Raw genomic sequence first — 10,721 nt, forward strand, 5'->3', positions numbered from 1 at the left:
GAAGCCGCTGAAATTTATCCATGTGAGACGAGATTGGCGAGATGTTAGCGGTTGCTCAGATTTATGGGCAGGCGCAACAGTAAATACTTATGCAGTAAATTGCCGCATAAGTAATGCAATATAAAGCATTACGAAATTGTACAAACATCATAAAAACTACCTTATTCTCGAACCGGAATAACATTGCCATAGCATCAATTAAAAATACCAACACAACAGGAAATAACAGATGAAAATAAGAACTTTGGGCTGGGTATTTACCCTGCTGACATTAGGGGCACAAAGTGCTATCGCCGCCCCCGATCTGAGCAAGACCACGCTGAGCGTGGCCAGTACCGGCTGGAAAGTCGAACAGGCAGTGTTAAAGCTGGCTAAACTGGACGATACACCCTATCGCGTTACCTATCAGACCTTCCAGGGCGGCGCTCTGGGGTTGGAAGCGATGGCGGCTAACAAAGTGGATTTCGCCGTCACCAGCGAAATTCCACCGGTATTTGCTTCGCTGGCGGCAAATAAGGGCAATTTCAAAATTATCGCCATTCAAAACAGCACCACGCTGCATCAGGAATTGATTGTTCCGCCTAATTCGCCGATTAAAAGCGTGGCGGATTTAAAAGGTAAACGCGTCGGCTATATTAAATCCACTACCGCGCACTATTTTCTCTATCAGATGCTGAAAAGCGCCGGTCTGAAGTGGGACGACATTAAGCGTGTGGAAATTACCACCGCCGATGGCGTCACCGCGCTGTTCGGTGGCGGCATCGACGCCTTCGCCAGCTACGGCAACTCGATCAGGGCCGCCGAACTGCGCGGTGCTCACCAACTGGCCAGCGCCGAAAATATTCTGTCCGGCAATTTCCCCATTGTAGCGTCACAAATTTCGCTGCAAGACTCCGGCAAACGTGCCGCCTTCGCAGACTACATCGGACGCCTGAATGCCGCTTACTACTATGCCCAAACGCACCCGGAAGCCTGGGCTAAAGTCTCCGCCGCCCCGACTGGCCGCCCCTACGACGTCGCACTGGCGGACACCAAAGCGGAGTTCGCCCAGCGCCCAACCCGCGACACCACGGTTTCACCTGAAGCGCGCAAGACCCAGCAGGACGTGGCCGATACACTTTACGCCACCGGATTGCTGGAAAAACCGGTCGATGTCGCCACATTCTACGACACCTCACTGACCGATGGAATCAATCAGGCCCTTGCCAGCTACCTACCTAAATAACTTCACGGAATGACCGCCATGCAGAAAAATCATCCCGTTTCACTCACCGGCGAGTCGGTGATTCAGTCGCCGCGCGTCATCTCTGCGTCGGGGTTCAAACCCGCGCTGGCAAGGCTGCTGCGCCTGCTAGCCCCCTGGCTGCTGCTCATTGCACTGCTGATCGTCTGGTACCTTTCCAGCCTGAACGAAGCCAGCCGCACTATCCTGCCGTCGCCGTTTGAGGTGGTAACGCGCGCGGTTACCAGTCTGGAGAGTGGCGATCTGTCCGAAAGCATGTACGTCAGCGCTCGGCGCGCCCTTGCTGGCTTCGTGCTCGGCGGCAGCATTGGCTTCGTACTCGGCCTGCTCAACGGCATATCGCGGCGGGCTGAAATTACCCTCAGCACCACGATCAACATGGTGCACAACATTCCGGTGCTGGCCCTGATCTCGCTGTTTATCGTCTGGTTTGGTATCGGCGAGGAAGTGAAAATCGTTATGGTGGCGTTCGGCGTGTTTTTCCCGGTGTACATCAATACCTTTCACGGTATCAGGAACATTGATCGCGGCCTGCTGGAGATGGGCAAGGTCTACGGCTTCACACCGATGGAAATGTTCCGCGACATCATCTTCCCCGGCGCGCTGCCTTCGATTCTGGTCGGTGTGCGGCTGTCGCTCAGCATCATGTGGCTGGTGCTGATTGCTGCCGAAACCATCGCCTCCGATGCGGGTATCGGCTACATGGCCATCACTGGCCGCGAGCTGATGCAAATGGACAAGGTGGTGCTCAGCATCATCATCTATGCGCTGCTCGGTAAACTGTCCGACGTCATCGCTTCGTCGCTGATGCGCCGGGTTCTGCGCTGGCGCAATCAATAGGAAATCCATCATGACAACACCCAACGGCTATGGCATTACCCTCGACAACGTCAGCAAGCGTTTCGGCGACGTGTCGATCCTCAACAACGTCAGCCTGACGCTGGTACCCGGCGAGTTCGTCGCCATCGTTGGCCACAGTGGCTGCGGTAAAAGTACGCTGCTACGCATGATCGCCGGGCTGGAGCAGCCCAGCAGCGGCACGATCGCCATCAACCATCTGCCGATCGACGGCGTCAACCCGCACGTCCGCGTACTGTTCCAGGAAGCGCGTCTGCTGCCCTGGCGCAGTGTGCTGGACAACGTGCGTTCCGGATCTCCAAACAGGGACAACGACGTGGCGCGGAGCGTGCTGGCCAAAGTCGGTCTGGCTGACAAGCAGCGCAGCTGGCCGGGCGTGCTGTCCGGTGGGCAGAAGCAGAGGGTGGCGCTGGCGCGCGCGCTGGTTGCCAAACCGCGCGTACTGCTGCTGGATGAACCGCTCGGTGCACTGGACGCCCTCACCCGCCTCGACATGCAGGCGCTGATCGAGAATGTCTGGTTGGAACAGCGCTTCACCGGCATTTTGGTTACCCATGACGTAGACGAAGCCGTGCGGCTGGCGGACCGGGTGATCGTCATGGCGCACCAGCACATCGCGCTGGATGTCCGTATCGAGCTCAGTCGCCCGCATACCACCGAAGAGGACCTGCTGCACTACAGGAAACTGATTCTCAGCAAGATCCTGCATCAGCCAGAAAATCAGAGTCCACAGGCAGAATTCACCATCTAACGGCATGCTGCCTTTTAATGAAGGTTGAACAGGGAAAAAACCGTTTTGCCCTGCTCTTTCCCGCTGAATATTATCGATATGAGATGGGTACAATTGTTCTGGAGTATCAGCCCGACAATGACGTCGGGCTGAGAGTGAGCCGTAAAGCATTATGCCAGGTCAGACAAAGTAGATCCCGCCATCTACCACAATGGATTGCCCGGTGACGTAGGCGGAATGAAAATCTATTCATTTCCCAGACAGGTCGGCACAAATCTCAATCAAATGTGTCATGACTGCACGAACAGCGGCCGATTGCCTCACATCTCCGTGAACCGACATCCAAAGCTTTCTGGCTGGCGGTTCGGGAAGTGTTTTGAGATTCACCAGTCCAGAATCAGCATCACCCAAAAGCCGCGGTAGTAAAGCGATACCCAAACCAGAGCGTGCGCCTTGAGCTTGAGTGACCACATCGTTAGTTCTCAGGGCGAATGGACGGTCCGCTGCAAACTCAGCCAACCAACGTTGCTGAGGGATGTCGTCCAAAGATGACTCGAATCCTATGAACATCCAACGATCTAATTGCTCATCAATGTAGCCATCTCTGGCATAAAGGCCTAAAGACAATTCGCCAATCTGTCGCACTACCCGACCGGGCAACGTCGGCCGCACAAAACCAATTGCGATGTCGGCCTCTGCACGCTCAAGCGATGCGACCGCTGATGTTGCCGACAGTACCATCTGGATTTCGGGATGGGTTTTAGCGAAGTCTGGAAGGCTGGGTGCAATGAGAAAGGCGGAGAGGATGGGCAGCGCACTCACCGTGACAGTAGCTGGCACACCATGGGGATGACACTGCAGATGACGAACAATCGCATTTGCCTGCCCTTCCATCGCCTGGCCCACCTTGGCGAGATCTTGCCCATCCTTCGTCAATTGCGTTGATCGAGGTAGGCGAACAACCAGCTTGCGCCCAATTGATAACTCAAGACGCGCGACGCGACGGCCCACGGTGGCGTGATCGACGCCCATTTCGGCAGCCGCAGCGGTAAATGAACCGAGCCTGGCGGTTGCCAGAAAGAAGTGGAGATCTTGCCAATCAAACAGATTTTCATTTTTAGACATGCTTGCATTTTTGCACGTGTCGATTGCATCGTCACGCGTTTCCAGGCGTGCAAAGCACGAGTAGCATCTTCTGCTTTCTAACCCTGGAGAAATAAGATGATACTTTTTTATGCGGCCGGAGCCAGTTCTCAGGCACCACATATCCTGCTCAGAGAAGCCGGGCTGAACTTCCAACTAGAGAAGGTTGATTTGGCCACACACTGTTGGTCCGGTGGAGACTATCGAACAATCAATCAAAAGGCTTGTGTGCCTGCGCTGAAATTGGATGACGGAGATGTGCTGACAGAATGCGCAGTGATTTTGCAATTCATTGCCGATCAAGCTCCCTCATACCGGCTATTACCACCAAAAGATACCCGTGAGCGCTATCATGCGTTGGAATGGCTCAACTTCATCTCGACTGAAATACACAAGAATTTTATCACTTCAGAGAGGCATGGTGGCGTTGCGGCGAACTTTCTCTCGAAAACGCTGCAGGGGCAGGCTCTGACTCGCCTGCAAGTAATGCCCCGGCTGGAATATGTTGATAGCAGGCTGACGAGTTCGCGCTATCTGGCTGGCGAACATTTCTCCGCGCCGGATGCTTACCTTTACACCATATTAAATTGGGCACGACGACTTGGGATAGATTTAGCTCAATTGCCTGCGCTTCAGGATTTCTTTGAACGTGTAAGCGAACGTCCTGCTGTACAGGAGACGATGCAGATTGAAGGTGCTCCGCATGCACTCCTGGAACATAACAGTGAATAAATAAACTGTGCCTCTCATCTTCTGGACCACACATCTTTCCTGGTGTGGGTGATAGCAAGACTGATTGAAAATAGAGCTATTTTTGGAGGAAATGCCGCCAAAATGGCCTTTATCACCATAAAACCCGTATGACCGCACGTAACGAAAAAGCATTGCTGGTTTTGATGTAGCTCAGAATAGGCAGATGTGGTATACCAACAGCATAACGCAGTTGAATACTTACTGGAAAAAAATGGTTTCGGAAGCCTTATGAAAAATTTGAAAATTGCATTCATTAAAGCCAACTGGCACAAGGAAATCGTCGGCAATGCTCTGGTTGGTTTTAAACAGGAGTTGCAGGAGAAGTCAGTCAATGCAGAACTGAAAGTTCTGGATGTCCCGGGCGCATTTGAAATGCCACTGTTAGCCAAACGACTGGCAGCGACTGGCGAGTATGACGCGATTGTTTGCGCCGCACTGGTGGTTGATGGTGGTATCTACCGTCACGACTTCGTCGCTCAGGCGGTGGTTGATGGCCTGATGAACGTACAGCTGGAAACCAACGTGCCGGTGTTCTCTGTGTCGTTGACGCCACACAACTTCCAGCCTATTGATGAGCACATTGAGTTCTTCCAGACTCACTTCATCAAAAAAGGCGCTGAAGCGGCGCGCGCAGTATTAGCGATTCATCAGCTGAGCAGCGAACTGTAATTGCCCTTCATGACCCGGCACCTTCACAGGGCCGGGTTATTTTATGGCTACTCAACGTCAAGCGCTGGACCCGTGGTATAGAAACGCTTGCCCGCGATGTAATGTAGACTGCGCCACTCTTCAGACATTTCCTCAAATACCCAGCGCCCCTCGCGAAACACCCTGCTGTCTGCCCATGCGGCTTTAATTTCGCCAATAAACAGATCGTGTTCGTTCTGGTTCTGCTCCAGAGGGATAAGCTCGCAGTAAAGCCACGCCGCGCAATCTGCAACCAGCGGAACGGGGATTTCTGGCAGCCGAAACAGCTCTACCCCTGACTGTTCCAGTTTATCCGGTTCGTCGTAGCGGGTATGCGTACCGAGATAATGCACCATTTGCGCCTGGCGAGCAGTCGGCACCTGAATCACAAACTGATGACTTTTTTCAATCAATTGACGTGTGTACGCCGCTTTATCCAACACCACCGTAAGTTTGGCCGGTTTAAACTCCAGGCCACAAACCCACGACGCCGACATAACATCTTCAATCCCCTGATACTGAGAAGAAACCAACGCCGTTGGGCCATGATTAATCAAACGGTAGGCTTTCTCCAGTTCGACAGGCGCAAGATAATGATTCATGAAAGGTGATTCCTTTGGTTTTTGATAGCGATCAGGCGGGAAATATTGATCCAGACAAATACCTTATCACTTAAGCGCGGCAACGGCATTAGTAAGAAGTGGCGGGGAAATATGGGGTGAGAATAAGTACTAGTATGAGGTGAATCCATCACGTCCCGATGCGGCTTTCGGGACGTGACATGCTGCAATTAACGGCTAACTTGATGTCCGATGATACCGCCGATGGCTGCGCCACCCAGGGTACCAAAGGTGCTGCCGCCGGTAAGAACCGCACCGCCTAACGCACCCACACCTGCGCCGATGGCGGTGTTTCTGCCGCGATGTGACATACCACAAGCGGTAACAGAGAGCGTAAGAAGTAATACTACCGAGATTTTAAAGCTGCGATTTACCAGCATGAAAGCCCCATTACCATTAATACTAATGGAATGTAAAAAGTTAAATGTGATTGTTTTTTAAACCTCAAAGCAGCGTTGGAACACACTACCCGGCGTAGCTAATTTAGATTTTTTCGTGTTTTACGCCTAGGTAAAAATTCCTATTTTTTAATGGTACTGTGATTGGCTGCCTGTAAATGGTGCACATTCACTCCCCATTGCACTGGCTAACAACATGGCTGTGTGTTTTGGTTATTATTGAGGCTAATAATGGTTAAATAAGCAGCGAAATAAGCTGGCACCGTTTTTGCTTTATCTAGTTGATTTTAATTTCTGGAGAAGCAAATAGAATGAAATATAAAGCCTTAGTCGCAACATTGTTACTGACTCTCAGCGCTGGCGCTTTTAGTGCCACAAAATTACCTCACATCGTTATCCTGGCGACGGGCGGCACTATTGCCGGTTCAGCGGCTAGCAGCACACAAACCACCGGATATAAAGCAGGCGCACTAGGCGTGGATACGCTGATCAACGCCGTTCCTGCACTGAAAGACGTTGCCAACGTAACCGGTGAACAGGTGGCGAATATCGGCAGTGAAAATATGACCAGCGATGTCATCCTCAAACTTTCCGATCGGGTTAACCAGTTACTGGCGCAAGATGATGTGGATGGCGTGGTGATCACTCATGGTACAGATACCTTAGATGAAACCCCCTACTTCCTGAACTTGACGGTGAAGAGTAACAAGCCGGTGGTCTTCACCGCATCAATGCGACCTGCTACGGCAATCAGTGCCGATGGTCCAATGAATCTGTTGGAAGCGGTTACCGTAGCGGCAGATCCTGATGCAAAAGGACGTGGCGTGATGGTTGTTCTTAACGATCGCATCGGTGCTGCTCGCTTTGTCACTAAAACCAATGCTACCACCCTGGACACGTTCAAAGCGCCCGAAGAGGGATATCTTGGTGTGATCGTGGGTGGGAAACCCGAGTTTGAAACGCGCGTTGAGAAGATTCATACGCTGCGCTCAGTGTTTGATGTGCGTCAGGTGAAAACCCTGCCTCAGGTAGTGATCATCTACGGGTATCAGGATGACCCGGAATATATGTATGATGCGGCAATCGCCCACCATGCCGCAGGCATTATTTATGCGGGGACAGGTGCGGGTTCTGTTTCAGTACGCAGCGCTGCGGGAATTGAGAAAGCAGAGAAAGCCGGTATCGTGGTGGTACGTGCATCTCGCACCGGCAGCGGCGTTGTGCCGGTCGATTCACAGCAGCCAGGTCTGGTCTCGGACTCGCTGAATCCGGCCAAGGCACGTATTCTGTTGATGACCGCACTGACCCAAACAAAAAATCCTGAACTGATTCAGCAATATTTCCATACTTACTGATCGGTTTTATCGCTCCGCAACTTAAGCGGAGCGATGTTCCCAGCGAATTAGAGCAGGCCGAACTTCCACGTGACGGACAGCATGTTTTGATCCTGACTGCGCGTACCGGTGATGTTGGTACGATAAGTCACATTTTTCCAGTCCAGCGTGACACCCTTCATCCACTCCGAAGGCAGTTGATAACTCAGCCCTACGGTACGCACCCACTCATTTTGATTGACCTGGCTGCCTGAAGCCCGGGCGTGATGCCCTGAAACATAGCTGCTGTTAAAACGCAGTCCGCTGGCGATCGCATCCAGCTTCACGCTGTAACGAATGACGAATGCCCGCTCATGCGCCGTTTTGAATTTTGACAGCGGAGATTCCGTAACTAAACCGGTTGAACCGCCGGTGGTGTCAGTTGAAATTCCGTCAACCGTCTGACCGGGGTCGAGATAGGGAAAATCACTGGAGCCGGTTAACTGCTGATAACCCAGACCGAGGCTGTTTCCCCACAGGCTGTAAGTCACAATCGCACCGTAGGCATTGTTATCCACACTGCCGCCATAGCGATTACCGTTGCCCTGGCTGTTGAAATAACGTAAATCGGTGGTGAGTTTCCCGGCACCCAGCGTTAAATTATGCTGGAGACCCAAATAGTTTTGATCATAAAAATCACTCAGTTGGGCGAAATAGTAACTCAGAGCCAGCGGTTTGATCGGTGTGTAGCGGCCCCCGGCATAACTAAAGCCCGAACTGAAGCCACTGGCTTTACCCGTAGATTTCAGCTTTTGATAGTGGGTTTGATTACGGCCTTCAACACGATCAATAAAACCGGCGTCCAACACCAGGTTATCAATATCATCGGAGTGTAGCGTGTAGCCGCGATACAAGGATGGCAGCAGACGACCGTTGTTGGTTTTGATTACCGGCAGATTAATGGTTTGATAACCCGCCCGGAGTTGCGTTTCACTGATCCTGGCTTTTGCCGCCAGACGCAACGCACCGAAACTGCCCGGTGCACTATTATCGTCATGTTGTGGGAACATGCCGGTGGAAATATTATTTCCTGTGGGGCCGTAAAGTTTTACCCCCAGCAGGCCAATCGCATCCAGACCGAACCCTACCGGCCCTTCGGTGTAGCCGGACTTTCCTTCCAGAATAAATCCTTGTCCTAGCTGTTCACCGGTTGGCTGATTTTTTGCCACTGAACGCGTGTCGTTATTGTAGTACAGCGTGCGGCTGGTTAAATCAATGTGGCTGTCATCGATGATGCCTGCCGTAGCAGTATGTGTGATTGCAGCGATGACCAGAGCCAGAGGGGTTAAGAGCAAGTGACGTTTTGCCGTTATTCGTTCCATGAGATTTCTTATGCTAATTAAAATGATAATTATTAGCATCAGCATTAAACGATAACTCAATAACGCACTGATTATTAAATAGTTTGTAAACAAACCCTCAACGCAGCAGCATTAGTCGCTCAAGACTTTTTGCATGGCATAACGATCAAGAGAAACGCCTTTTCTGATGACAACCTCTTTGGATAAGATTTCCCAACCTTGACGACTAAAAAAGGGCTGGGAAGCCAAGCTGGCGAATGCAGTCAGCTTTTCTACGCCTGTTTGCTGAGCAAGTTGCTGTGCCCTGGCGAGCAATTGTGCCCCGACCCCCTGACGTGCAAATGATGGCAGAACAAACAGCAGGTCGATGTAACCTTTTTCATCCATTGCCAGAAAACCAATGGGTTCGTCTTCTTTTACGGCGACAAACCCCTGCAACATTTCGCAGCGTTGTTGCCAGGCGGTAAGGTCGATAGTTTCACCCGCCCAGGCAAGACGCTGCTGAAAAGAATAGAGCTCACGCGTTCCTTCATACACGGCAATAAAATAGATGCGAGCCAGGTGAGCATAATCCGTGGCAGACAACGTTCTGATGCTGATATCCATAATTCCCCTGCTTTTTCCGGGCTGCAATGATCGCTTATGTGGTGCAAAGTTTATATCAATTCTGCACTTATCGTGTGATCGCATAAGCGGTTAACTGGCCCTCCTAAAGTGCTGTTATTCTCCTTCGCACACAATCGGAGGATGTATGAGTTCATTAAACGATATCTTCACCAGCCATAAAAGCGAGCGTAGTTTTACCGATCAACCCGTAGACGAAGCGGTGCTCGATCGTATTATCCAGGCAGCGTATCGCGCACCCACTTCAGTTAATTCGCAGCAGGTTTCAGTGATTGTGACCCGTGATGCGGCCTCACGCGCGAAAATTTCGCAGATTGCCGGCGGCCAACCCTGGATTGCTAAAGCACCGGTTTTCCTGACTTTTGTTCTGGATATGCACAAGAGCCAGCAGGCTATTGCTGCCGCTGGTAAAGAACAAGTGGCGCATGAAAGTATTGAAAGTATTGTTTCTGGCTCTACCGATGTAGGCATTGCACTGGGTACCGTTTTAGCAGCGGCCCGTGCCGAAGGCCTGGGTGTTGTACCGATCGGTGGGATCCGTCGCGTGCCTCAGGAGTTGATTGAACATCTGCAATTACCTCAGCACACTTTCCCGGTAGCGGGCGTTGTTATTGGTCACGTTGATGTTCCTTCTCATCAGAAACCACGTTTGCCGATTGGCACTTTCCGGCATGAAGAGCGTTACGATAACAGTAAATTAGCTGAAAGCATTGCAAATTATAATCAGCAAATTGTGCAGCACTGGCAGAATACCGGTCGCAATGATGGTGAAAACTGGAGCGATAGCGTTGCAGGTTACTATCAAAAAGTGTATTTCCCGGATGTGTTACCGGCGTTATTGAAACAAGGTTTCGGTAACGATAAATAAGTGACACCGGGCAGGGAAAAGGATCATATTTACCTGCCCAACCTGCCCAACCTGCCCAACCTGCCCAACCTGCCCAACCTGCCCAACCTGCCCAACCTGCCCAACCTGCCCAACCTGCCCAAC

12 protein-coding genes are annotated in these 10,721 nt (G+C 51.6%); 7 read left to right on the forward strand and 5 right to left on the reverse strand.

Going from position 1 to position 10,721, the window contains the following annotated elements; translation table 11 throughout:
- Positions 1-229 precede the first annotated feature (229 nt).
- The 3 genes from B880_RS0119930 to B880_RS0119940 are packed head-to-tail and all read left to right on the forward strand — an operon-like array spanning position 230 to position 2,852.
- Positions 230-1,225, forward strand: a complete 996-nt coding sequence (locus B880_RS0119930) for an ABC transporter substrate-binding protein (RefSeq protein ID WP_017349228.1) — start codon at positions 230-232, stop codon at positions 1,223-1,225.
- Positions 1,226-1,243: 18 nt separating this feature from the next.
- Complete coding sequence (locus B880_RS0119935) at positions 1,244-2,083, forward strand: ABC transporter permease subunit (RefSeq protein ID WP_017349229.1); 840 nt, start codon at positions 1,244-1,246, stop codon at positions 2,081-2,083.
- Positions 2,084-2,093: 10 nt separating this feature from the next.
- Positions 2,094-2,852, forward strand: coding sequence for an ABC transporter ATP-binding protein (locus tag B880_RS0119940; protein WP_017349230.1), 759 nt, complete (start codon positions 2,094-2,096; stop codon positions 2,850-2,852).
- Positions 2,853-3,080: 228 nt separating this feature from the next.
- Here the strand turns inward: B880_RS0119940 and B880_RS0119945 are convergent, their stop codons facing one another.
- Positions 3,081-3,956, reverse strand: a complete 876-nt coding sequence (locus B880_RS0119945; protein ID WP_017349231.1) for a LysR family transcriptional regulator — start codon at positions 3,954-3,956, stop codon at positions 3,081-3,083.
- Positions 3,957-4,052: 96 nt separating this feature from the next.
- On the opposite strand from B880_RS0119945, the gene gstA reads away from it, so the two are divergent.
- On the forward strand, positions 4,053-4,706 hold the full coding sequence (gene gstA / locus B880_RS0119950) for a glutathione transferase GstA (RefSeq protein ID WP_017349232.1): 654 nt from the start codon (positions 4,053-4,055) through the stop codon (positions 4,704-4,706).
- Positions 4,707-4,955: 249 nt separating this feature from the next.
- Positions 4,956-5,396 (forward strand): 6,7-dimethyl-8-ribityllumazine synthase, encoded by a 441-nt coding sequence (locus B880_RS0119955; RefSeq protein WP_026042797.1) that lies wholly within the window; start codon positions 4,956-4,958, stop codon positions 5,394-5,396.
- A gap of 47 nt (positions 5,397-5,443) precedes the next feature.
- Here the strand turns inward: B880_RS0119955 and B880_RS0119960 are convergent, their stop codons facing one another.
- Together B880_RS0119960 and B880_RS0119965 are read right to left on the reverse strand one after the other, a co-directional pair.
- A complete protein-coding gene (locus tag B880_RS0119960; protein ID WP_017349234.1) occupies positions 5,444-6,016 on the reverse strand; it encodes a flavin reductase family protein in 573 nt (190 codons plus the stop codon).
- A gap of 188 nt (positions 6,017-6,204) precedes the next feature.
- Positions 6,205-6,414: a glycine zipper 2TM domain-containing protein gene (locus B880_RS0119965; RefSeq protein ID WP_017349235.1), complete on the reverse strand. Its 210-nt coding sequence runs from the start codon at positions 6,412-6,414 to the stop codon at positions 6,205-6,207.
- Positions 6,415-6,743: 329 nt separating this feature from the next.
- Between B880_RS0119965 and fraE the strand changes: the two genes are divergently transcribed.
- Positions 6,744-7,787 (forward strand): fructose-asparagine asparaginase, encoded by a 1,044-nt coding sequence (fraE, locus tag B880_RS0119970; RefSeq protein WP_017349236.1) that lies wholly within the window; start codon positions 6,744-6,746, stop codon positions 7,785-7,787.
- 47 nt (positions 7,788-7,834) lie between these two features.
- Here fraE and B880_RS25335 read toward each other — a convergent pair whose 3' ends face one another.
- Complete coding sequence (locus B880_RS25335; RefSeq protein ID WP_017349237.1) at positions 7,835-9,127, reverse strand: OprD family outer membrane porin; 1,293 nt, start codon at positions 9,125-9,127, stop codon at positions 7,835-7,837.
- A 111-nt stretch (positions 9,128-9,238) separates the two neighbouring features.
- A complete protein-coding gene (locus B880_RS0119980; protein ID WP_017349238.1) occupies positions 9,239-9,712 on the reverse strand; it encodes a GNAT family N-acetyltransferase in 474 nt (157 codons plus the stop codon).
- Positions 9,713-9,857: 145 nt separating this feature from the next.
- Between B880_RS0119980 and B880_RS0119985 the strand changes: the two genes are divergently transcribed.
- Positions 9,858-10,598, forward strand: a complete 741-nt coding sequence (locus B880_RS0119985; protein ID WP_017349239.1) for an NADPH-dependent oxidoreductase — start codon at positions 9,858-9,860, stop codon at positions 10,596-10,598.
- The last annotated feature ends 123 nt before the right edge of the window (positions 10,599-10,721 follow it).

The organism is Pantoea sp. A4, from assembly GCF_000295955.2.
Taxonomy (GTDB): domain Bacteria; phylum Pseudomonadota; class Gammaproteobacteria; order Enterobacterales; family Enterobacteriaceae; genus Pantoea; species Pantoea multigeneris.

Bases quoted from the DNA above. Each gene is read 5' to 3' on its own strand.
- B880_RS0119930 (WP_017349228.1), top strand. From the start codon at position 230: ATGAAAATAAGAACTTTGGGCTGGGTATTTACCCTGCTGACATTAGGG.
- B880_RS0119935 (WP_017349229.1), top strand. From the start codon at position 1,244: ATGCAGAAAAATCATCCCGTTTCACTCACCGGCGAGTCGGTGATTCAG.
- B880_RS0119940 (WP_017349230.1), top strand. From the start codon at position 2,094: ATGACAACACCCAACGGCTATGGCATTACCCTCGACAACGTCAGCAAG.
- B880_RS0119945 (WP_017349231.1), bottom strand. From the start codon at position 3,956: ATGTCTAAAAATGAAAATCTGTTTGATTGGCAAGATCTCCACTTCTTT.
- gstA (WP_017349232.1), top strand. From the start codon at position 4,053: ATGATACTTTTTTATGCGGCCGGAGCCAGTTCTCAGGCACCACATATC.
- B880_RS0119955 (WP_026042797.1), top strand. From the start codon at position 4,956: ATGAAAAATTTGAAAATTGCATTCATTAAAGCCAACTGGCACAAGGAA.
- B880_RS0119960 (WP_017349234.1), bottom strand. From the start codon at position 6,016: ATGAATCATTATCTTGCGCCTGTCGAACTGGAGAAAGCCTACCGTTTG.
- B880_RS0119965 (WP_017349235.1), bottom strand. From the start codon at position 6,414: ATGCTGGTAAATCGCAGCTTTAAAATCTCGGTAGTATTACTTCTTACG.
- fraE (WP_017349236.1), top strand. From the start codon at position 6,744: ATGAAATATAAAGCCTTAGTCGCAACATTGTTACTGACTCTCAGCGCT.
- B880_RS25335 (WP_017349237.1), bottom strand. From the start codon at position 9,127: ATGGAACGAATAACGGCAAAACGTCACTTGCTCTTAACCCCTCTGGCT.
- B880_RS0119980 (WP_017349238.1), bottom strand. From the start codon at position 9,712: ATGGATATCAGCATCAGAACGTTGTCTGCCACGGATTATGCTCACCTG.
- B880_RS0119985 (WP_017349239.1), top strand. From the start codon at position 9,858: ATGAGTTCATTAAACGATATCTTCACCAGCCATAAAAGCGAGCGTAGT.